The organism is Streptomyces enissocaesilis, from assembly GCF_039533765.1.
GTDB lineage: Bacteria > Actinomycetota > Actinomycetes > Streptomycetales > Streptomycetaceae > Streptomyces > Streptomyces enissocaesilis.
In genome coordinates this window covers 128442-150126 of sequence record NZ_BAAAUD010000010.1, presented here as the reverse complement: position 1 = coordinate 150126, position 21685 = coordinate 128442, and the positions used below count along the sequence as shown (strand labels likewise).

20 protein-coding genes and 1 pseudogene are annotated in these 21685 nt (G+C 71.9%); 16 read left to right on the top strand and 5 right to left on the bottom strand.

Annotated features, from left to right (window positions below):
* Positions 1–131: 131 nt before the first annotated feature.
* The 9 genes from ABD374_RS03985 to ABD374_RS03945 all read left to right on the top strand — a co-directional run bounded on the left by ABD374_RS03985 (position 132) and on the right by ABD374_RS03945 (position 9215).
* On the top strand, positions 132–818 hold the full coding sequence (locus ABD374_RS03985) for a response regulator (protein WP_344490658.1): 687 nt from the start codon (positions 132–134) through the stop codon (positions 816–818).
* A 121-nt stretch (positions 819–939) separates the two neighbouring features.
* Entirely contained in the window at positions 940–3741 is a 2802-nt protein-coding gene (locus tag ABD374_RS03980) for a DNA translocase FtsK (RefSeq protein ID WP_344490655.1), read from the top strand.
* A 189-nt stretch (positions 3742–3930) separates the two neighbouring features.
* The gene (locus ABD374_RS03975) at positions 3931–4764 is read left to right on the top strand and encodes a helix-turn-helix domain-containing protein (RefSeq protein ID WP_344490652.1); all 834 of its coding nucleotides are present in this window, start codon (positions 3931–3933) and stop codon (positions 4762–4764) included.
* A gap of 119 nt (positions 4765–4883) precedes the next feature.
* Complete coding sequence (gene rimO, locus ABD374_RS03970; protein WP_344490649.1) at positions 4884–6377, top strand: 30S ribosomal protein S12 methylthiotransferase RimO; 1494 nt, start codon at positions 4884–4886, stop codon at positions 6375–6377.
* On the top strand, positions 6374–7027 hold the full coding sequence (pgsA, locus tag ABD374_RS03965; protein ID WP_344490646.1) for a CDP-diacylglycerol--glycerol-3-phosphate 3-phosphatidyltransferase: 654 nt from the start codon (positions 6374–6376) through the stop codon (positions 7025–7027). The genes rimO and pgsA overlap by 4 nt, the downstream gene beginning before the upstream one ends.
* Positions 7028–7098: 71 nt before the next feature.
* On the top strand, positions 7099–7617 hold the full coding sequence (locus ABD374_RS03960; RefSeq protein ID WP_344490642.1) for a CinA family protein: 519 nt from the start codon (positions 7099–7101) through the stop codon (positions 7615–7617).
* A 109-nt stretch (positions 7618–7726) separates the two neighbouring features.
* The gene (locus ABD374_RS03955) at positions 7727–8107 is read left to right on the top strand and encodes a helix-turn-helix domain-containing protein (protein WP_344490639.1); all 381 of its coding nucleotides are present in this window, start codon (positions 7727–7729) and stop codon (positions 8105–8107) included.
* Between the two features lie 175 nt (positions 8108–8282).
* The gene (locus ABD374_RS03950) at positions 8283–8753 is read left to right on the top strand and encodes a Dps family protein (protein ID WP_344490636.1); all 471 of its coding nucleotides are present in this window, start codon (positions 8283–8285) and stop codon (positions 8751–8753) included.
* A 129-nt stretch (positions 8754–8882) separates the two neighbouring features.
* Positions 8883–9215 carry a hypothetical protein gene (locus tag ABD374_RS03945; protein WP_344490633.1) on the top strand — a complete coding sequence of 111 codons (333 nt, stop codon included), beginning with the start codon at positions 8883–8885 and terminating at the stop codon, positions 9213–9215.
* 135 nt (positions 9216–9350) lie between these two features.
* Here the strand turns inward: ABD374_RS03945 and ABD374_RS03940 are convergent, their stop codons facing one another.
* Together ABD374_RS03940 and ABD374_RS03935 are read right to left on the bottom strand one after the other, a co-directional pair.
* Complete coding sequence (locus ABD374_RS03940) at positions 9351–10145, bottom strand: Fpg/Nei family DNA glycosylase (RefSeq protein WP_344490630.1); 795 nt, start codon at positions 10143–10145, stop codon at positions 9351–9353.
* Between the two features lie 53 nt (positions 10146–10198).
* Positions 10199–14836 carry an ATP-dependent helicase gene (locus ABD374_RS03935; RefSeq protein WP_344490627.1) on the bottom strand — a complete coding sequence of 1546 codons (4638 nt, stop codon included), beginning with the start codon at positions 14834–14836 and terminating at the stop codon, positions 10199–10201.
* Positions 14837–14927: 91 nt separating this feature from the next.
* Here ABD374_RS03935 and ABD374_RS03930 point away from each other — a divergent pair, with 91 nt between their 5' ends.
* From ABD374_RS03930 to ABD374_RS03915, 4 genes are all read left to right on the top strand, one after another.
* Positions 14928–15878 carry an AraC family ligand binding domain-containing protein gene (locus tag ABD374_RS03930; protein WP_344490624.1) on the top strand — a complete coding sequence of 317 codons (951 nt, stop codon included), beginning with the start codon at positions 14928–14930 and terminating at the stop codon, positions 15876–15878.
* Between the two features lie 10 nt (positions 15879–15888).
* Positions 15889–16629, top strand: a complete 741-nt coding sequence (locus ABD374_RS03925; protein WP_344490621.1) for an AzlC family ABC transporter permease — start codon at positions 15889–15891, stop codon at positions 16627–16629.
* Positions 16626–16934 carry an AzlD domain-containing protein gene (locus ABD374_RS03920; protein ID WP_344490618.1) on the top strand — a complete coding sequence of 103 codons (309 nt, stop codon included), beginning with the start codon at positions 16626–16628 and terminating at the stop codon, positions 16932–16934. Before ABD374_RS03925 ends, ABD374_RS03920 begins: the two co-directional genes overlap by 4 nt.
* Before the next feature lie 168 nt (positions 16935–17102).
* Entirely contained in the window at positions 17103–17282 is a 180-nt protein-coding gene (locus tag ABD374_RS03915; RefSeq protein ID WP_344490615.1) for a hypothetical protein, read from the top strand.
* Here the strand turns inward: ABD374_RS03915 and ABD374_RS03910 are convergent.
* The gene (locus tag ABD374_RS03910; RefSeq protein ID WP_344490611.1) at positions 17253–18167 is read right to left on the bottom strand and encodes a hypothetical protein; all 915 of its coding nucleotides are present in this window, start codon (positions 18165–18167) and stop codon (positions 17253–17255) included. The two genes, ABD374_RS03915 and ABD374_RS03910, sit on opposite strands and share 30 nt — an antisense overlap.
* A gap of 79 nt (positions 18168–18246) precedes the next feature.
* On the opposite strand from ABD374_RS03910, the gene ABD374_RS03905 reads away from it, so the two are divergent.
* A complete protein-coding gene (locus ABD374_RS03905; protein WP_344490608.1) occupies positions 18247–18441 on the top strand; it encodes a DUF3046 domain-containing protein in 195 nt (64 codons plus the stop codon).
* A gap of 138 nt (positions 18442–18579) precedes the next feature.
* The gene (locus ABD374_RS03900; protein WP_344490689.1) at positions 18580–19758 is read left to right on the top strand and encodes an AI-2E family transporter; all 1179 of its coding nucleotides are present in this window, start codon (positions 18580–18582) and stop codon (positions 19756–19758) included.
* Here ABD374_RS03900 and ABD374_RS03895 read toward each other — a convergent pair.
* Together ABD374_RS03895 and ABD374_RS03890 are read right to left on the bottom strand one after the other, a co-directional pair.
* Positions 19725–20093, bottom strand: a pseudogene (locus ABD374_RS03895) (MMPL family transporter); the annotation flags it as partial. The gene ABD374_RS03900 and the pseudogene ABD374_RS03895 sit on opposite strands and share 34 nt — an antisense overlap.
* A 111-nt stretch (positions 20094–20204) precedes the next feature.
* Positions 20205–20339 (bottom strand): hypothetical protein, encoded by a 135-nt coding sequence (locus ABD374_RS03890; protein WP_344490605.1) that lies wholly within the window; start codon positions 20337–20339, stop codon positions 20205–20207.
* Between the two features lie 216 nt (positions 20340–20555).
* Here ABD374_RS03890 and recA point away from each other — a divergent pair, with 216 nt between their 5' ends.
* The gene (gene recA, locus ABD374_RS03885; protein ID WP_344490602.1) at positions 20556–21683 is read left to right on the top strand and encodes a recombinase RecA; all 1128 of its coding nucleotides are present in this window, start codon (positions 20556–20558) and stop codon (positions 21681–21683) included.
* The last annotated feature ends 2 nt before the right edge of the window (positions 21684–21685 follow it).

The window sequence follows — 21685 nt, the reverse complement described above, 5'->3', positions numbered from 1 at the left end:
GTGACATCGCGGTGACAGGGTGTGGCGACAGGCGGGGTGCGGCTACCATGACCGGCACAAGGACGGGCGACGCAAGAGAGTCGTTCCCTGGGGCGGCGCCCGGTGCACTGCCGGGGCGAGGAGGGCGGGCCATGGTGCAGAAGGCCAAGATCCTCCTGGTCGATGACCGGCCGGAGAATCTGTTGGCGCTGGAGGCCATCCTCTCTGCGCTGGATCAGACACTGGTACGGGCATCGTCAGGGGAGGAAGCGCTCAAAGCGCTGCTGACAGACGACTTCGCGGTCATTCTGCTGGACGTCCAGATGCCGGGCATGGACGGTTTCGAGACCGCCGCGCACATCAAGCGGCGAGAGCGGACCCGGGACATCCCGATCATCTTCCTCACCGCCATCAACCACGGCCCGCACCACACCTTCCGGGGTTACGCGGCGGGTGCCGTGGACTACATCTCCAAGCCGTTCGACCCGTGGGTGCTGCGCGCCAAGGTCTCGGTCTTCGTCGAGCTGTACATGAAGAACTGCCAACTGCGTGAGCAGGCCGCGCTGCTGCGCCTCCAGCTGGAGGGCGGCGGCCAGGCGGGCGGGATGGGCGACACGCGGGAGCCCGCCGGTCTCCTCGCCGAGCTCTCGGCGCGCCTCGCGGCGGTCGAGGAGCAGGCAGAGGCGCTCTCCAAGCAGCTCGACGACGAGTCCGCGGACGCCGCGGCCGTCGCCACGGCGGCTCACCTGGAGCGCAAGCTCACCGGTCTGCGCCGGGCGCTCGACGCGCTCGAGCCGGGCACCAACGGCGCTGCGCCCCCCTTCCCTTCGCAGAACTGAGACCGGGCGCGGCGGAGTCCCGTGAGGGAACGTCAGTTTCCGGCTTCTCGCTCCACGACACGAACGGGTGAAGCGGTGGGCACGCGTGTCCGTCGCGGCCCGCACCGGTAACCTCACCACCATGGCCTCACGTACGTCCGGCAAGGGCTCCCAGGGCACGGCGGGCACCGCGAAGCCGCGCGCCGGCCGTACCACCGGCGTCGCGAAGAAAGCGGCGCCCGTCAAGAAGACCGCTGCGAAGAAGTCCCCACCGGTCAAAAAGGTGCCCGTGAAGAAGGCGCCCGCGAAGAAGGCGGCGGCCAGACCCGCCCCCAAGGCGGCGCCGTCTCCCACCGCGGGCGTGTACCGGCTCGTCCGCGCCCTCTGGCTGGGGACGGCGCACGGCGTGGGCGCGATGTTCCGCGGAATAGGGCGTGGCGCGCAGGGGCTCGACCCGGCGCACCGCAAGGACGGCGTGGCCCTGCTCCTGCTCGCACTCGCGCTGGTCGTCGCCGCCGGCACCTGGGCACAGTTGCACGGCCCGGTCGGCGACCTCGTCGAGATGCTGGTGACCGGTGCCTTCGGGCGGCTCGACCTGCTGGTGCCGATACTGCTGGGCGCCGTCGCCGTACGGCTGATCCTGCATCCGGAGAAGCCCGAGGCCAACGGCCGGATCGTGATCGGGCTCTCCGCCCTCGTCGTCGGCGTTCTCGGGCAGGTCCACATCGCGTGCGGGTCGCCCGCACGCGACGACGGCATCGAGGTGCTGAGGGCCGCCGGCGGTCTGATCGGCTGGGCCGCTTCCGCGCCGCTGGTCTTCACCATGGGCAGCGTCCTCGCCGTACCTCTTCTGCTGCTGCTCACCGTCTTCGGGCTGCTGGTCGTCACCGCCACTCCGGTCAACGCCATCCCGCAGCGGCTGCGGCAGCTCGGCATCATGCTGGGGATCCTCCCGATGCCGCCGGAGGAGTTCGAGGACGACGAGCGGTACGACGAGCAGTGGCGCCAGGCGCTCCCGGCCGGCGCGCGCCGCTCGGCCGGGCGCCGGGGCGAAGCGCCCGCGGCCTACGACGCGGACCTCGCCGAGGAGGAGGCGCTCACGCGCCGCCGGCCCCGCAGGCCCTCTGCCACACCCTCCGCGCAGCCCGCGTCCGCGCGTTCCATGGACGCCGTGGACGTGGCCGCTGCCGCCGCTGCCGCGCTGGACGGCGCCGTACTGAACGGACTGCCGCCCTCGGCGCTCGTGGCGGACCTGACGCAGGGCGTCTCCACCGAGCGCTCCGCCGCCGTTCCGCCCGCGCGCGCGGGGACCGGGAGGGCGGAGCGCGCGAAGGCTTCCGGACCGGGTTCCGGTTCGGCGTCCGCTTCCGCGTCCGGCTCCGGGGGGGAGGTGGCGGACCTGACCAAGGCGCCCCCCGCGGAGCCCCAGCCGCTGCCGCCCCGCGCCGAGCAGCTCCGGCTCGCCGGCGACATCACCTACTCCCTGCCCTCGCTGGACCTGCTGGAGCGCGGCGGCCCCGGCAAGACGCGCAGCGCCGCCAACGACGCCGTCGTCGCCTCACTGACGAACGTCTTCACGGAGTTCAAGGTCGACGCGGCCGTCACCGGCTTCACCCGGGGACCGACGGTCACGCGGTACGAGGTGGAGCTGGGCCCGGCCGTGAAGGTCGAGCGGATCACGGCGCTCGCCAAGAACATCGCGTACGCCGTCGCCAGTCCGGACGTCCGCATCATCAGCCCGATCCCCGGCAAGTCCGCCGTCGGCATCGAGATCCCGAACAGCGACCGCGAGATGGTCAAGCTGGGTGACGTGCTGAGGCTCGCGGACGCCGCCGAGGACGACCATCCGATGCTCGTCGCGCTCGGCAAGAACGTCGAGGGCGGCTACGAGATGGCCAACCTCGCAAAGATGCCGCACGTCCTGGTCGCGGGTGCCACCGGGTCCGGAAAGTCCTCCTGCATCAACTGTCTGATCACCTCGGTCATGGTGCGGGCGACCCCCGAGGACGTACGGATGGTGCTGGTCGACCCGAAGCGGGTCGAGCTCACGGCGTACGAGGGCATCCCGCACCTGATCACGCCGATCATCACCAACCCCAAGCGGGCCGCCGAGGCGCTCCAGTGGGTCGTACGGGAAATGGACCTGCGCTACGACGACCTGGCGGCGTACGGCTACCGGCACATCGACGACTTCAACCAGGCGGTGCGCAGCGGGAAGGCGAAGCCGCCGGAGGGCAGTGAGCGGGAGCTGTCGCCGTACCCGTACCTGCTCGTGATCGTCGACGAGCTCGCGGACCTGATGATGGTCGCGCCGCGTGACGTCGAGGACTCCATCGTCCGCATCACCCAGTTGGCCCGCGCCGCGGGTATTCATCTGGTGCTCGCCACCCAGCGTCCTTCCGTGGACGTCGTCACCGGCCTGATCAAGGCGAACGTGCCTTCGCGGCTGGCCTTCGCGACGTCCTCGCTCGCGGACAGCCGGGTCATCCTCGACCAGCCGGGCGCCGAGAAGCTGATCGGCAAGGGCGACGGCCTCTTCCTGCCGATGGGCGCCAACAAACCGACCCGTATGCAGGGCGCTTTCGTGACGGAGGACGAGGTCGCGGCGATCGTCCAGCACTGCAAGGACCAGATGGCGCCGGTCTTCAGGGACGACGTCGTGGTCGGGACGGCGAAGAAGAAGGACATCGACGAGGACATCGGCGACGACCTGGACCTCCTGTGCCAGGCGGCCGAGCTGGTGGTGTCCACGCAGTTCGGCTCGACCTCGATGCTCCAGCGGAAGCTGCGTGTCGGTTTCGCGAAGGCGGGCAGGCTCATGGACCTGATGGAGTCCCGGAACATCGTCGGGCCCAGTGAAGGTTCCAAGGCACGCGACGTACTGGTGAAACCGGATGAACTGGACGGGGTGCTCGCGGTGATCCGAGGGGACGCTCACCCGTAAGAGGGCGGTGGGCAACCGTTTCTGTTGTTCATACGTCCAGTTGATGGGAGGGAGGGGCAAATGGTGTCACCATCGGGCTGTCAGACGGTTCTGATGGCGTACAAAGTCCGCCCTCCCAGTTGCCCCGGGCTTTCGTACCCCCCCTAGACTGAACAGCCAGCAGGTGGCTCACGCTCGAAAGGCGCCCCCGTGTCCATCGGCAGATCCCCCGAAGACGACCGGCCTTCGATCGAAGACGACCGGCCCATGATCGGACGCGCACTCCAGCAGGCCCGTGTGGCCGCAGGCCTGACGGTCGACGAAGTCAGTGGCTCGACCCGGGTGCGCATCCCCATCGTGCACGCGATCGAGCAGGACGACTTCAGCCGCTGCGGCGGCGACGTGTACGCCCGCGGACACATCCGTACGCTCGCCCGCGCCGTCGGTCTCGATCCCGATGCCCTGGTCGCGCAGTACGACGCCGCGCACGGCGGGCGTCCCGCGCCCACGCCCGCGGCACCGCTCTTCGAGGCGGAACGGATCCGACCCGAGTCGCGCCGCCCCAACTGGACCGCGGCGATGGTCGCCGCCATCGTCGCCGTCGTCGGCTTCGTGGGTTTCACGCTCTTCAACGGCAACGACGGCAGCGGCGGCTCGGTGGACGTCGCCGACGGCTCCAAGCCCGCCACCGGGAAGCCGGCCGGCAAGCCCACCCCCACCAAGCCCGCCGACCCCAAGCCCGACCCGTCGGACAGCGCCATCGCGGCGGTCCCGCCCGACCAGGTGACGGTCGCCCTCACCGCCAAGGAGGGCAAGAGCTGGATCTCGGCGAAGGACCACAACGGCAGGCTGCTCTTCGACGGCCTCCTGCTCCAGGGCGAGTCCAAGACCTTCACGGACAAGGAGAAGATCGACCTCGTGCTCGGTGACGCCGGGGCGATGCAGCTGTTCGTGAACGGCAAGGAGGTCGGGAACAAGTTCGAGGCGGGGCAGGTCCAGCGGCTGACCTACACGAGGGGCGACCCGGGGGTCGGCGTCGGCTGACCGCAGGCCGGGCAGGAACAGGGGCAGGACGGCCGGGGCCGGGGCCCGGAATTCCGGGCCCCGGCCCCGGCGAACCCTCGGGGCGGGGGCGCGCGCCGGGACAAAGTAGTCTTGAGTCCATGCCCGAACGCCGCACCGTCGCCCTTGTCACTCTCGGCTGCGCCCGTAATGAGGTGGACTCGGAGGAGCTGGCAGGCCGCTTGGCAGCGGACGGCTGGCACCTCGTAGAGGACGCCTCGGACGCGGATGTCGCCGTCGTCAACACCTGTGGATTCGTCGAAGCCGCCAAGAAGGACTCCGTCGACGCCCTGCTGGAAGCCAACGATCTGAAGGACCATGGCAGGACCCAGGCCGTCGTCGCCGTGGGCTGCATGGCCGAGCGGTACGGCAAGGAGCTGGCGGAGGCGCTGCCCGAGGCCGACGGCGTACTCGGATTCGACGACTACGCCGACATCTCCGACCGCCTCCAGACCATCCTCAACGGCGGCATCCACGCCTCCCACACCCCGCGCGACCGGCGCAAGCTGCTGCCCATCAGCCCCGCCGAGCGTCAGGGCGCCCCCGACGTGGCCCTGCCCGGGCACGCACAGGACACGCCTCCCGAGGACCTGCCCGACGGCCTCGCGCCGGCATCGGGGCCGCGTGCGCCGCTGCGGCAGCGTCTCGGGAAGAGCCCTGTCGCCTCCGTGAAGCTCGCGTCCGGGTGCGACCGCAGGTGTTCCTTCTGCGCCATTCCGTCGTTCCGCGGATCGTTCATTTCGCGCCGCCCCTCGGACGTGCTGGGAGAGACGCGCTGGCTGGCCGAGCAGGGCGTCAAGGAGGTCATGCTGGTCTCCGAGAACAACACGTCGTACGGCAAGGACCTCGGCGACATCCGGCTCCTGGAGACCCTGCTGCCGGAGCTGGCGGAGGTCGACGGCATCGAGCGGGTACGGGTCAGCTACCTGCAGCCCGCGGAGATGCGGCCCGGCCTGATCGACGTACTGACGTCCACGCCGAAGATCGCGCCGTACTTCGACCTGTCCTTCCAGCACTCGGCGGCCCGTGTGCTGCGCTCGATGCGGCGCTTCGGTGACACCGACCGCTTCCTGGAGCTGCTGGAGACGATCCGCAGCAAGGCGCCGCAGGCCGGTGTGCGGTCCAACTTCATCGTCGGGTTCCCCGGCGAGAGCGAGGCGGACCTCGGCGAGCTGGAGCGCTTCCTCACGGGCGCGCGACTGGACGCGATCGGCGTCTTCGGGTACTCCGACGAGGAGGGCACCGAGGCGGTCACGTACGAGAACAAGCTGGACGCCGACGTCATCGCCGAGCGTCTTGAGCACATCTCGCGCCTCGCCGACGAGCTGACCGCCCAGCGGGCCGAGGAGCGGCTCGGCGAGACGGTCGAGGTGCTGGTCGAGTCGGTCGACGGCGAGGACGGCGCGGTGGGCCGGGCGGCGCACCAGGCGCCCGAGACGGACGGTCAGGTGCTCTTCACGACGGGTCAGGGGCTTGCGGTCGGCCGTATGGTCATGGCGAAGGTGGTCGCCGCCGAGGGCGTGGACCTGGTGGCGGAACCCTACGGCCTTCTGGGAGGCGACTCCCGGACACCCGACGAGGAGGCAGGCAGATGACCGGAGTCCCGGCATCCGCCGCGGGCGGAACCGGCGCGAAGCCGGCGCCCGGCGGCAAGCTGGGCGCTGCGGCCGTCAATCAGGCCAGCCTGTGGAACATCGCGAACATCCTGACCATGATGCGGCTGGTGCTCGTGCCCGGCTTCGTGATGCTGATGCTCCAGGACGGCGGGTACGACCCGGCCTGGCGCGCGTGGGCGTGGGCGGCCTTCGCCGTCGCGATGATCACCGACATCTTCGACGGGCACCTGGCCCGTACGTACAACCTGGTCACCGACTTCGGGAAGATCGCCGACCCGATCGCCGACAAGGCGATCATGGGCGCGGCGCTGATCTGCCTGTCGGCGCTCGGGGACCTGCCGTGGTGGGTGACGGGCGTCATTCTCTTCCGGGAGCTGGGCATCACGGTGCTGCGCTTCTGGGTGATCAGGCACGGGGTCATTCCGGCCAGCCGCGGCGGCAAGATGAAGACGCTCATGCAGGGCGTGGCGGTCGGGATGTACGTACTGGCGCTGACCGGGCCGCTCGCGACGCTGCGGTTCTGGGTGATGGCGGCGGCGGTCGTGCTGACGGTGGTGACCGGGCTCGACTACGTGCGCCAGGCCGTGGTGCTGCGGCGGGCCGGGATCGCCGCGGGGGTGTCCCGGTGACGGAGGGTTTTGTCGGGGATGCGGCTGGTGCGGTGGATGATGCTGCGGCTGGTGAAGCCGGCGGGGCCGGGGTGAGCGCTGGGGCTGCTGCGGCCGAGGTGCTGGAGCTGCTGGCCGGGCGGGGCGAGACGCTCGCCGTCGCCGAATCGCTCACCGGTGGCCTGGTGGCGGCCGAGCTGACGTCCGTACCCGGCGCCTCGCGGGTCTTCCGCGGGTCCGTCACGGCGTACTCCACGGACCTGAAGCGGGACGTCCTCGGGGTCGACGCGGCTCTTCTGGAGCAGCGCGGGGCCGTGGATCCTGAGGTCGCGCGGCAGATGGCGGCCGGGGTGCGGCAGATGCTCGGAGCGGGCTGGGGGATCGCGACCACGGGTGTCGCGGGGCCCGAGGGGCAGGACGGGAAGCCTGTCGGAACGGTCTTCGTGGCGGTCGCGGGGCCGGACGGCGCCCGGAAAGTCGCCCCGTTGAGGTTGAACGGGGACCGGACGGTAATCCGTAGGGAGAGCGTACGGAGCGCGTTGACCCTGCTCTCCGACGAACTGAAGGAAAATGCGCGGGCACAGGATACGGAACAGAACGGGGGGAATTGATGTTTGCAGCCCTGAGTGAACACGACATCGCTCCCCGCACGGCCGCAGCGCAAGGCGGTACGGTGGGGCGTGAAGGATGCGGCTACGCGGTCCGAGGAGGGAGCCACCGATGATTCTGCTCCGTCGCCTGCTTGGTGACGTGCTGCGTCGGCAGCGCCAACGCCAGGGCCGTACTCTGCGCGAAGTCTCCTCGTCCGCCCGAGTCTCACTCGGCTATCTATCCGAGGTGGAGCGGGGGCAGAAGGAGGCTTCCTCCGAACTGCTCTCCGCTATCTGCGACGCGCTTGACGTACGGATGTCCGAGCTCATGCGCGAAGTGAGTGATGAGTTGTCGCTGGCCGAGCTGGCGGAGTCGGCCGCGAGCGAGCCGGTGCGTCCACCGGTACGCCCGATGCTCAATTCCGTTTCGGTGACGACAGTGGCAGGCGTGCCACAGGAACGAGTGACGATCACGGCACCCGCGGAAGCGGTGGATGTGGTCGCCGCCTGAGCGTGGTGCGTGGTTGCGTCGCCTGATCGCGGCCTGAGATGTGCGGACGAGCCCCGGTGGGTCCTCAAGGACCTCCGGGGCTCTTTCCTGTCTCGAAGTGACCGTTTTGGGGCGTATGTGCCATGGTGGGGAGGATCGCGAAGGGTCGGTTCGTCGGTTCCCGAGGAGGAAACGGATGTCTGTCGTGAAGAGCACCCTGCCCGAGGCGGATCTCAAGGCGGTGGGCGAGGCCCTGCAGGGCGCGCTCGTGGACCTGGTGGATCTCTCACTGGTGGCCAAGCAGGTCCACTGGAACGTGGTGGGGCCGCGATTCCGGTCCGTACATCTGCAGCTCGACGAGGTGGTCGACACGGCGAGGCTGCACTCCGACTCGGTCGCCGAGCGGGCCTCGGCGCTGGGCGTCAATCCGGACGGGCGGTCCGCGAGTGTGGCGCGGGCGACGGCGATCCCGGAGGTGCCGTCGGGATGGATCAAGGATGTGGACGCCGTGCGGATCCTGGTGGACGCGCTCGGTGTCGTGGTGGGGCGCATGCGGGAGCGGGTCGAGGCGACCGGCGAGCCGGATCCGGTGAGCCAGGACATCATCATCGGGCTGACCGCGGACCTCGAGAAGCACGCCTGGATGTTCCGGGCGGAGACCGCGTAGGGCTGAGGGCCGTCAGGGTGGCGTCCGGGGCGGGTGGGTGCGCCGGGTGTGCTTCCGGTGCGCCCTCCCGCCGTGCGGGGGGACCCGTCTAGCGTCTGGCGCCTGGCGCGTCGGTCGGAGGAGGCAGCCATGGCATGGCGCGGCTTCCGTGGACGCGGGGCGCTGCTTGTTCTTCCGCTGGTGTGTGTGCTCGGCGTGGTGTGGTGGTGGGCCGTACTGCGGATCGTGCTGCTGCCGGAGCAGGCGGGGGCCGTCGAGGGCGTGGTGGCGGCGGGCGGCTGGGGGCTGAGCCTGCTGCCGGTCCATGTGGTGCCGGCGGCCGCGGCCGGTGTGGAACCGGAGCGTTCGCGGGGGCACGGGCGCATACCGGGGCCGGGCGGGGTTGCCGGGGCGTGGCCGCTGGCGGTGGCCAGGGCATTGCGACGCCGCCGTCCGGGCGGAGGGCCTGGCCCGCCGCCCTGAGCCCGGAGGTGCCCGAGGGCGGGCGCGGAGAACCGCGTGCGCGATTCGGATGCGTGGCTTCGGTCAGGCGGGTCCGGGTGTGTGGCTCCGGGTGCGGCGGTTCGAGCGCGTCGCGCCGGGCAGGGGGCACGCTGGTCAGGGGGTCGGGCCGGACTGACAGCGGGGGCACCAGTAGGTGGGGCGGAGGCGGCTGCCGTCGCCCTGGTCGGCCTGGCGGACCGGAGTGCCGCAGCGCAGGCAGGGGCGGCCGGAGCGGCCGTACACGTAGAGAGGTGCGGTGAGGGCGGGCAGGGTGGTGCGGCGGCGTCCCGGGTGGTCCCGGTTGGCCTCCAGGACGCGCTTGGCGGCAGCGACCAGGCGTTCCGGGGCGGGAAGCGCGCCGACGGGCAGCCAGGGGGTCACGCGGGCGAAGAAGCACAGCTCCGACTTGTAGATGTTGCCGATGCCGGCGAGGTTGCGCTGGTCGAGAAGGGCTTCGCCGAGGGGGCGGGCGGGGTCCGCCAGGAGACGGCGGAGTGCTTCGCCGGCGTCCCAGTCCGGGCCCAGGAGGTCGGGGCCGAGGTGACCGACGACGCCGGCTTCGTCGCGGGTCCGGATCAGCTCGAGCACCGGAAGGCGGTAGCCCACGGCGGTGTGCCCGGCGGTGGCGAGGACGGCGCGGATCTCGTGGGCGGGCCCGCCGCGCCATCGTTCGCCGGGGGTGTAGATCTTCCAGGCGCCGTCCATCCGGAGGTGGGAGTGGAGGGTGAGTCCGCCCTCGACGCGGGTGAGGAGGTGCTTGCCGCGAGGGGTGACGTCCAGGACGGTACGACCGGTCAGATCGGCGGTGGCGAACCGGGGGACGCGGAGGTCGGTGCGGGTGAGGGTGTGTCCGGCGAGGGCGGTGTGCAGACGCTGGGCGGCCTGCCAGACGGAGTCTCCTTCGGGCATGTGTCCATGATGCGGGGTGGGGGACGTGGGGTGGGCGTGAGGCGGGCGGTGGGTCAGGGGCGGAGGCGCAGTCCCCTGGGGGTGGGGTGGAAACCTGCCGCTTCGAGGGTCCGGCCCAGGGGGGAGGTCAGGGCGGGGACGCCGTTGGTGCGTTCCACCGTGACCGTGCCCAGGGCGCCCCGCCGGGCTGCCGTCGCCAGGGCTTCGGCCGCCGCGCTGAGACGGGGGTCCGAGGCCGACGGGTCGTCCGGGTCGGTGGGCCAGGCCAGCAGGGTCTTTCCGCCGCGCTCCATGTAGAGGGTCAGCTCGCCGTCGACGAGGACGACCAGGGCTCCGGCTTTGCGGCCGGGTTTGTGGCCCGCGCCGGACGGCGGTTCGGGCCAGGGCAGGGCCGCGCCGTACGCGTTGGCCGGGTCGGCGGCGGCCAGGACCACCGCGCGGTGCGGGGAGTCAGTGTCGGCGCGTTCGCGCGCGGTGGCCGCCGCGCGCAGCCGGTCGACCGCCCCGTCCATCGCGAACTGGGCGGCGCCGAGGCCCTCCACGACGTAACCGCGGCGCGCCTGGCCGCTGTCCTCGAACGCGGCCAGGATGCGGTACGTCGCCGAGAAGCCGCCCTCGACGCCCTCGGCGGCGACCGCGCCGCGCGTGACCACGCCGTGCCGGTCGAGCAGCGTACGGGCGAGCGCGTGGGCGCGGTGGGTCGGATCCGGCTCGCGGGCGGGGAGCAGGGACCAGCGGCCGGAGACCGTGGGCGGGCCGGTGCGGGCGGCGGGGCGGGCGGCCGCGCCGAGGGTGCCGTAACGCCCGCGTGGGACCGTGCGTGTGGCGCGGTGGGCGGTGGAGCCCGCCGTACGGCCCGAGCCGAGGAGGGCGCGCAGGGGGGCGAGTGTGTCGTTGGTGAGGCGGCCGGACCAGGCGAGCTCCCAGAGGGCGTCGGCCAGCTGGGGGTCGGTGCAGTCGGGGTGGGTGGTGGCGCGGACCTGGTCGGCGACCTGGCGGAAGAACAGGCCGTACCCGCCGGAGAGGGCGGTGAGGACGGACTCGTGGAGCGCTGTGAGGTCGAGGGGGTGCGGCTGGGGGAGGAGCAGGGGGGCCGCGTCGGCGAGGTAGAGGGACACCCAGCCGTCCTTTCCGGGCAGGGCGCCCGATCCGGCCCACAGGACCTCGCCGGTGGTGGTGAGCTCGTCGAGCATGGCGGGAGAGTAGCCCGCTACGCGGGACGGCAGGACGAGCTTTTCGAGCGCGGAGGCGGGGACGGAGGCGCCCTGCACCTGCTCGACCGCGCGCACCAGTCCGTCGATGCCGCGCAGACTGCTGCTGCCCAGGTGCTGCCACTGGGGGAGGAACGTGGCGAGCGCGGCGGGCGGAACCGGCTCCAGCTCATGGCGCAGGGCGGCGAGGGACCGGCGCCTCAGGCGGCGCAGCACCGTCGCGTCGCACCACTCCTGGCCGATTCCGGCCGGGTGGAACTCGCCCTGCACGACCCGGCCGTCCGCGGCGAGGCGTTGCAGGGCCCCGTCCGTCACCGCCGCGCCCAGTCCGAAGCGCGCGGCGGCCGTGGCTGAGGTGAAGGGACCGTGGGTGCGGGCGAAACGGGCCAGCAGATCACCGAGCGGGTCCTTGACCGGCTCGGTGAACGCCTCCGGTACACCGACGGGGAGCGCGGTGCCCAGCGCGTCGCGCAGCCGCCCCGCGTCTTCGACGGCCGCCCAGTGGTCCGCCCCCGCGATACGGACGCGGATGGCCCGGCGGGCGGCCGAAAGGTCTTCGGCCCACCCGGGTTCGGCGCCGCGCGCCGCCAGCTCCGGGTCGGTGAGCGGGCCCAGGACCCGCAGTGCGTCGGCGACGCCCTCGGTGTCCTTGACACGGCGGTCTTCGGCGAGCCACTGGAGTTCCTGCTCCAGCTCGGTCAGGACGCCTGGGTCGAGGAGTTCGCGCAGCTCCGCCTGGCCGAGCAGCTCCGCCAGGAGCCGGGAGTCCAGGGAGAGCGCGGCGGCGCGCCGCTCGGCGAGGGGCGAGTCGCCCTCGTACAGGAACTGGGCGACGTAACCGAAGAGGAGGGAGCGGGCGAAGGGGGACGGCTCGGGGGTGGTGACTTCGACGAGCCGGACGCGGCGGGATTCGATGTCGCCCATGAGCTCGGTGAGGCCCGGCACGTCGAAGACGTCCTGGAGGCACTCCCGCACGGCTTCCAGGACGATCGGGAACGAGCCGAACTCCGAGGCGACCTGGAGCAGCTGGGAGGCGCGCTGGCGCTGCTGCCACAACGGTGTGCGCTTGCCGGGGCTGCGGCGCGGCAGCAGCAGGGCGCGGGCGGCGCACTCGCGGAATCGGGCGGCGAAGAGCGCGGAGCCGCCGACCTGGTCGGTGACGACCTGGTTGACCTCGCCTTTGTCGAAGACGACGTCCGCGGCGCCCAGCGGGGCCTGGTCGCTGTCGAACGCCGTGCTCTGCCGGGACGGTTGGTCGTCGAGGAGGTCGAGGCCCATCAGATCGGCGTCGGGCAGGCGCAGCACGATGCCGTCGTCGGCGTGCATGACCTGGGCGTCCATGCCGTACCGCTCGGTCAGGCGGGTGCCGAGCGCCAGTGCCCAGGGGGCGTGCACCTGGGCGCCGAAAGGGGAGTGGATGACGACGCGCCAGTCGCCCAGCTCGTCACGGAACCGTTCCACGACGATGGTGCGGTCGTCCGGGACATGACCGGCGGCACGGCGCTGCTCGTCGAGGTAGGTCAGGACGTTGTCGGCGGCCCAGTCGTCGAGTCCGGCGGCGGCCAGGCGCAGCCGGGCCGCCTCGGGGGTGAGCGAGCCGACCTCACGGAGGAACGCGCCGAGCGCGCGGCCCAGTTCGAGGGGGCGGCCCAGCTGGTCGCCCTTCCAGAAGGGCAGTCGGCCGGGGACGCCGGGGGCGGGGGAGACCAGCACGCGGTCGCGCGTGATGTCCTCGATCCGCCACGAGGTGGTGCCGAGGGTGAAGACATCGCCCACCCGGGATTCGTAGACCATCTCCTCGTCGAGCTCGCCGACGCGGCCGCCGCCCCTCTTGGGGTCGGCTCCGGCCAGGAAGACGCCGAAGAGACCGCGGTCGGGGATGGTGCCGCCGGAGGTGACGGCGAGACGCTGCGCGCCGGGGCGGCCCGTGACCGTACCGGCGATGCGGTCCCAGACGACGCGGGGGCGGAGTTCGGCGAAGGCGTCGGACGGGTAGCGGCCCGCGAGCATGTCGAGGACCGCCGTGAAGGCGGACTCCGGGAGGGAGGCGAAAGGGGCCGCACGGCGGACGACGGTGAGCAGGTCGTCGGCCTGCCAGGTGTCGAGGGCGACCATGGCGACGAGCTGCTGCGCCAGGACGTCGAGCGGGTTGGCGGGGACGCGCAGGGCCTCGATGGCACCGCTGCGCATGCGCTCGGTGACGACGGCCGACTGGACCAGGTCGCCCCGGTACTTCGGGAAGACGACACCGGTGGAGACCGCGCCGACCTGGTGTCCCGCGCGGCCGACGCGCTGGAGGCCCGAGGCGACGGACGGCGGTGACTCGACCTGGACGACCAGATCCACCGCGCCCATGTCGATGCCGAGCTCCAGGCTGGAGGTGGCGACGACTGCGGGCAGCCGGCCCGCCTTGAGGTCCTCCTCGACCTGGGCGCGCTGCTCCTTGGAGACCGAGCCGTGGTGGGCGCGGGCGAGCAGGGGCGGAGCACCCCTGGCGGCGCCGGACTCGGCCATGAGCTCGGCGGGGGAGTGGTGTTCCGGCAGAGGTTCGCCGGTGGCCCGTTCGTACGCGATCTCGTTGAGCCGGTTGCACAGGCGCTCGGCGAGGCGGCGGGAGTTCACGAAGACGATCGTCGAGCGGTGGGCCTGGACGAGATCGGCGATGCGCTCCTCCACATGGGGCCAGATCGACGGCTTGTCGCCCGCGTCGTCCCCCTCCTTGGCCGGAGCGCCGCCCAGCTCGCCCAGATCCTCCACGGGGACGACCACCGACAGGTCGAACTCCTTGCCCGAGGGCGGCTGGACGATCGCGGCCCGGCGCCGGGGGGAGAGGAAGCGGGCGACCTCGTCCACCGGCCGGACCGTCGCCGACAGGCCGATCCGGCGGGCAGGCCGCGGCAGCAGCTCGTCCAGCCGCTCCAGGGACACGGCGAGATGCGCGCCGCGCTTGGTCCCCGCGACGGCATGCACCTCGTCCAGGATCACCGTCTCGATGCCGGCCAGGGCGTCACGCGCGGCGGACGTGAGCATCAGGAACAGCGACTCGGGCGTGGTGATGAGGATGTCCGGCGGCTTGGTCGCCAGCGACCGCCGCTCGGCGGCAGGGGTGTCGCCGGAGCGGATGCCGACCCGCACGTCCGGTTCGGCCAGCCCGAGGCGTACAGACTCCTGCCGGATGCCGGTGAGCGGGCTGCGGAGGTTGCGCTCGACGTCGACCGCGAGGGCCTTGAGCGGTGATACGTACAGCACGCGGCAGCGCTGCCTGGGGTCCGCGGGCGGGGGCTTGGACGCCAGGTCGTCGAGGGCGGCGAGAAAGGCGGCCAGGGTTTTTCCGGAACCGGTCGGGGCCACGACCAGGACGTCGGACCCCTCGGAGATGGCCTGCCAGGCACCTTCCTGCGCCGCGGTGGGCGCGCTGAAGGCACCCGTGAACCAGCCGCGGGTCGCGGGGGAGAAGGAGTCGAGCGCAGTCCTGGCCATGCCCACCATCGTGCACCCGACCACTGACAACGGGTGTCCAGGACGTGGATATGCAGGTCAGCGGCGTGTGGAAGGAGCGCAGAATGGCTTTATGGCGACGGAGGAGCGAAAGGCTCGTGAGGTCCAAGAGACGGAGGAGGCCAGGGATTCGGGAGAGGTCGAGGAGGCGGGGCAGACCCGGGAGACGGCTGTCCGGAAGGAGGAGTGGGCGAGGCACTGGCAGTACCCCGGGGTGCCCGGCCTCGACCTGCTGCGGGCCCGCTATGTGCGCCACTCCTTCTCGCGCCACAGCCATGAGGGGTTCGTCTTCGGCGCGGTCCTCCGCGGGATCGAGGACGTGGTCATGCCGCAGGGCACGATCAAGGCCCGCCCCGGCACCGTCGTCATGATCAACCCGGAGGTGCCGCACTCCGCCCGCGCCGGTGTGCCCGAGGGCTGGTCGTACGCCACCTTGTACCCCTCGGCGCAGGTGGTCGCCGGCATCGCCGACGAGACGACGAGCCTGCGCGGAACGGCCGGTTTCGCGGAGACCATCGTCGAGGACGCCGACACCGCGCGGCTCATCCGCGCGGTCCACCGGGCGGCCGAGGAGGGCAACGCGCTCGCCGCCGACAGCGTGCTCCGTATCGTGGTGGCCAGGCTGCTGCGCCGCCACGGCCAGAGCCTTCCCGCACGCGCGCCGAACGCGGCCGGCGCCCGCACGGCGGCCCTCGCGAAGAGCCTCCTGGAGGAGCGCATGACCGAGCCGCCTTCCCTGGAACAGCTGGCGCACGAACTCGGGACCGGTCCGTTCGCGCTCCTGCGCGCGTTCAGATCGGCGTACGGCATGCCGCCGCACACCTGGCTCACCAACGCGCGCGTGCGCACCGCCCGGCGGCTCCTGGAGGCCGGGACGGCGCCCGGGGAGGCCGCCGCCGCGGTCGGGTTCAGCGACCAGCCGCATCTGAACCGCCACTTCACCCGGATCGTCGGGGTGCCGCCCGGTGCCTACCAGCGGGAGCGCGCAAGAACGTACAAGACCGGCCGCGGCCGTCCGCCGTAGTGTCCCGGGCGTGGCAGAACAGACAGCATCCTCAGCGATACGTACAGAACCACCCGCGGCCAAACCGGACAGCGCCGTCGTCCGTGACGCGCTCGGCGTGGGCGTCGCCGTCGGACTCTCCGGCTTCGCCTTCGGCGTGACCTCCGCGGGGTCGGGCCTCAGCCTCCTCCAGACGTGCGCGCTCAGCCTCCTCGTGTTCACCGGAGCCTCGCAGTTCGCGCTCGTCGGGGCGCTCGCGGCGGGCGGCAATCCGTTCACCGCCGCCGCGGGGGCCTTCTTCCTGGGCGTACGCAACGCCTTCTACGGGCTGCGGCTGTCCCAGCTGCTGGCGCTCCCGCGTTCCGTACGTCCCTTCGCCGCGCACTGGGTGATCGACGAGACGACGGCGGTGACGCTCGCACAGCCCTCGCGCCGCAGTGCCCGGCTCGGCTTCACCGTCACGGGACTGACCCTGTACGTCCTGTGGAACCTCACCACCCTGATCGGGGCGCTGGGCGCGGAGGCCGTCGGCGACACCGACGCGTGGGGCCTGGACGCCGCGGGCCCCGCCGTCTTCCTCGCACTGCTGGCGCCCATGATCCGTACCGGCATGGAGCGGGCCGTCGCGGGACTCGCGGTGCTTCTGGTCCTCGGCTTCCTGCCGGTGCTGCCGGCGGGGGCGCCGGTGCTCCTGGCCGCGCTCGCCGCGCCCGCCGTGCTCTGCGCCCGGGGCCGCAGAGCGCGCCGTACCGCGAAGGAGGCGGGGCGATGAGCGTCTGGATCGCGATCGGCGCCACCGCCGTCGGCTGCTACCTCGTCAAACTGCTCGGCCTGCTGGTGCCGGCAGGGGCCCTGGAACACCCGCTGGTGAAGCGACTGGCCGCTCTCCTGCCGGTGGCCCTGCTCGCCGCGCTCACCGCCCAGCAGACCTTCAGCACCGGTCAGCAGCTGATGCTGGACGCGAGGGGCGCCGGACTCGCGGCGGCGGGGCTCGCGCTTGTGCTGCGCGCCCCCTTCCTCGTCGTGGTCGGCGCCGCGATGGCCGCCACGGCGGGTGTACGGGCGGTCGCCGGCTGACACCCGGCGCCGTACGGCACCTCGCCAGGAGCGCGGGCACCGGCCTGGGCGGTGCCCCGGAAGGCCCGCGGCCGACACGCTCTGGTGCCCTGGACGATGTGGCGCGTCACACCGGCCGGATCCTCCCCTTCCGTACACTCTCCGCACATTCCTCGCGCAGCGGCAGGGTTGCCGTGCCACCGTGGCCGTGCTCGGCCCGCGCCCCAGACCGTCGGCCACCGGCTCGCGAAGACCGCCGCGCGGACCGGCATCGACCTGGCCTGTCCGGGCGGCGTCGCCCTCGCCGCCCTGCTGCTGCGGGACGCCGCCTCGCCGGGGTCAGCCGACGGCACGTCCGTACGCCCGTAGCGTCAGCAGCGCGTCGATCGTCACGATCGGGCGCGACTCCAGCACGGCCCCCGGCCCCCACTCCCGCCGGCGGACCGGCCAGCCCCCGTCCTCCCGCTGCCCGGCTGCGAGGAAGTCCAGCGAGCGGCTCATCTCCTCGTCGGTGAACCAGCCCCGGGCGAGCGATCCCGGCGTACGGGCGTACTCGTACGGGAAGTGCTGCTCGCCCGGGGCGTACCCCGCCGCGACCGGCTGCTCCCCGGCCCGCGCCGGATCCAGCACCACCAGCCGCCGGTCGCGCACGAGACGGCCGAGCCGGTCCGCGGCGGCCCCGGCCCGCGCCCGGTCGGGCACGCCGTCCAGGAAGGCGACCGCGGCCTGGATCTCGCAGGGGTGGGACTCCTCCAGCGCCTCGATCGCGGCCCAGCAGAAATCGGTGGCCCTGAAGAGCCACGCGTGCCACACCTCGTTGCGGTGCAGCAGCCCCACCACGGGACCCGTCGCGAGCAGATCGCCCGGAGGATCGTCGAGGACCGGGAAGAACGGCGCGGCCGGACAGCCGCGCAGCGAAGGATGCACGGCGGGCAGCGCCCCCTCCTTCGTCGACACCCCGGACAGGTAGCGGCACATCCGCTCCACCCGGGGGCCCTCGCACCGGCCGATGGAGTCCAGGACACGCAGCGCGTGAGCGGTGTGCAACGGCTGGCTCACGGGACCGCGCAGATGGGGTTCCAGGGCATGGCCGTAACCGCCGTCCTCGCCCTGGTACGGGGCGAGCGCCGTTTCGACCGCATCGGCGCCGTCGCCCAGGAAGTGGTGGGCGAACCGCCGCTGTTCGAGCACACGGGCCGTCAGCCAGACGAAGTGCTCGGCGCGCGCGAGGGGAGATGCTCCGGATCCAGCCATGGAACGACCGTAGGACGGAAAGCGCTGCCAGCAAGCTCTCCGGACAGGGCTGCACTCCCAGGGGCGCGATAATGGAGTCATGCGGTTGACGATTTTCTGGGAGCGGATGGCGGACCACTTCGGCGAGGCGTACGCCGATTCGTTCGCCCGCGACCACGTGATGGCCGAGCTCGGCGGCCGTACGGTGCACCAGGCGCTGGCGGCCGGATGGGATGCGAAGACCGTCTGGCGCGGTGTCTGCGCCGCGATGGACGTCCCCCCGGACAAGCGCTGAGGGCAGGGGGAGCGACGGAGTGTCACAGGCATGGGCCAGACTGGGCCCGTGGCACCCACTGACGAGCCCGCCGGGCACGAAGACCCGCTGACCGCACCGCCGCCCGCGTCCTCCGGAGTGGAGAGCGGTCCGGCCCGCATGCCCCGGTGGCTGCCGCGCGCCATGGTGCTCGCGCTCGCCCTCTACGCCTGCTTCCAGCTCGGCGACTGGGCGTTCCACCAGCTCGTCGGGTTGCTGATCAACATCCTGATCGCCTTCTTCGTGGCGCTCGCGATCGAGCCCGCCGTCGGCCGGATGGCGGCCCACGGCATGCGCCGCGGCCTCGCCACCTTCCTGGTCTTCATGGCAGTGCTCGCCGTCGGCATCGGCTTCGTCGTGCTGCTCGGCTCGATGCTGGCCGGCCAGATCGTCGAGATGGTCGAGGACTTCCCCAAGTACCTCGACCAGGTGATCAACTGGATCAACCAGACCTTCCGCACCGAGCTCTCCCGGGTCGAGGTCCAGGACAGCCTCCTGAACTCCGACTGGCTGCGGAGGTACGTGCAGAACAGCGCCACCGGTGTCCTGGACGTGTCGGCGACCGTGCTCGGCGGGCTGTTCCAGTTCCTGACGATCTTCCTGTTCTCCTTCTACTTCGCGGCCGACGGACCACGGCTGCGCCGCGCCCTGTGCTCCGTACTGCCGCCGGCCCGCCAGGCCGAGGTGCTGCGCGCCTGGGAGATCGCCGTCGACAAGACCGGCGGCTACATCTACTCGCGCGGTCTGATGGCGCTCATCTCCGGGGTCGCGCACTACATCCTGCTGTGGATCCTCGACGTGCCGTACGCGCCCGCGCTCGCGGTGTGGGTCGGGCTGGTGTCGCAGTTCATCCCGACGATCGGTACGTACCTGGCGGGCGCGCTGCCGATGCTGATCGCCTTCACCGTCAACCCCTGGTACGCCCTGTGGGTGCTCGGATTCGTCGTCGTCTACCAGCAGTTCGAGAACTACGTGCTGCAGCCCAAGCTGACCGCGAAGACCGTCGCCATCCACCCGGCTGTCGCCTTCGGCTCGGTCGTCGCCGGCACGGCGCTGATGGGGGCCGTCGGCGCGCTGATCGCGATTCCGGCGATCGCCACACTGCAGGCGTTCCTGGGCGCGTATGTGAAGCGGTACGCCGTGACGGACGACCCGCGCGTGCACGGCGGGCACCAGCGGCGCCGGGGCACCTCGGCTCTTGTGCGCCTGCGGCGGACGCTGCACCAGGAGCCTCGCGAAGAGGCCCGGGACGAGCCCCGCAAGGGTCAGGCGCCGCCGTCCTCGGACGACGACGCCTGACCACCGCTCCGGGGCCCCCGGTCCCACTGGTGCCGGTTCCGTTCGCGCAGGAGCCGTCGGTGCCGTGTCAGCGGCGCTCCAAGCCGCACCCGCGGCAGCGCCCCGCGCAGCCGGGCCGGCAACCACCACGCGCGACGCCCGAGCAGCCGCGTCACCGCCGCCACGATCAGGCAGCGGATGACGACGGCGTCCAGCAGGACCGTGACCGCCAGGCCGAGGCCGAACTGCTGGAGCATCCGGTCCGGGCTGAACACGAACGCCGCGAACACCACGATCATGATGGCCGCGGCCGCCGTGATCACCTTGCCGGTGGCCGCGAGCCCCTCACGCACCGCGCCCGGCCCGTTCCGCCCGCACGCCCCTCAGCAGTTCACCCCGGTAACGGGAGGGGATCGGCAGTGCTTAGTCGATGCCGACGCCCAGGCCCAGGCCCAGGCCCACCAGCATCATGACCGGCGAGGTGAAGTCGGCGACGCCGGCGACTCGAACGCGTCCCGGTCACGCACCAGGGCCACGACGGCCGTGACCAGGGCGACACCGGCCGCGGCGCCGAGCGGCACGGTGCGCTGGGGGAGGGCCATGACCCGAAGGACAGGCGGGCAGAGGGCCCCGGGACGGTCGGCGTGGTGCGCTTGACACTGAAATCGAACATCCATTCTCATGGGATCCGGGCCGTGAAGCTGCAAGGGCTGCCCACGGTTATCCACAGGTCAGGACGGCGTCGGGACGCGTTGTCAGTGGCAGGAGATAGCGTCTTTGACGTGAAGCGATCGACACAAGCAAATCGGGTGGAACCCATGGCAGGCACCGACCGCGAGAAGGCGCTCGACGCCGCGCTCGCACAGATTGAACGGCAATTCGGCAAGGGTGCGGTGATGCGTCTCGGCGACCGGCCGAACGACCCCATCGAAGTGATCTCCACCGGCTCGACCGCACTGGACATCGCGCTCGGCGTCGGCGGGCTGCCGCGCGGCCGTGTGGTGGAGGTGTACGGACCGGAATCCTCCGGCAAGACGACGCTGACGCTGCACGCCGTGGCCAACGCTCAGAAGGCCGGCGGCACCGTCGCCTTCGTGGACGCCGAGCACGCGCTCGACCCCGAATACGCCAAGGCGCTCGGCGTCGACACGGACAACCTGATCCTCTCCCAGCCGGACACCGGCGAGCAGGCGCTCGAAATCGTGGACATGCTGGTCCGCTCGGGCGCCATCGACCTCATCGTCATCGACTCCGTCGCGGCCCTGGTGCCGCGAGCGGAGATCGAGGGTGAGATGGGCGACTCGCACGTCGGTCTCCAGGCCCGGCTGATGAGCCAGGCGCTGCGCAAGATCACGGGTGCGCTGCACCAGTCCGGGACCACGGCCATCTTCATCAACCAGCTCCGCGAGAAGATCGGTGTGATGTTCGGCTCGCCGGAGACCACGACGGGTGGCCGGGCGCTGAAGTTCTACGCCTCGGTGCGGCTCGACATCCGCCGCATCGAGACCCTCAAGGACGGCACGGACGCGGTCGGCAACCGCACCCGCGTCAAGGTCGTCAAGAACAAGGTCGCGCCGCCGTTCAAGCAGGCCGAGTTCGACATCCTCTACGGTCAGGGCATCAGCCGCGAGGGCGGTCTGATCGACATGGGTGTCGAGCACGGCTTCGTCCGCAAGGCGGGTGCCTGGTACACGTACGAGGGCGACCAGCTCGGCCAGGGCAAGGAGAACGCCCGTAACTTCCTGAAGGACAACCCCGACCTCGCCGACGAGATCGAGAAGAAGATCAAGGAAAAGCTGGGCGTCGGTGTCAAGCCGGTGGTCCCGGGGGCAGAGCCGGGCGCGGACGCGGCGGTCGGCACCCCGGCCGTGGCCGACGGCGCGAAGTCGGTAGCGGCTCCGGCGACCAAGGCCAAGACGGCCAAGCCCGCGGCAGCCAAGAGCTAGAC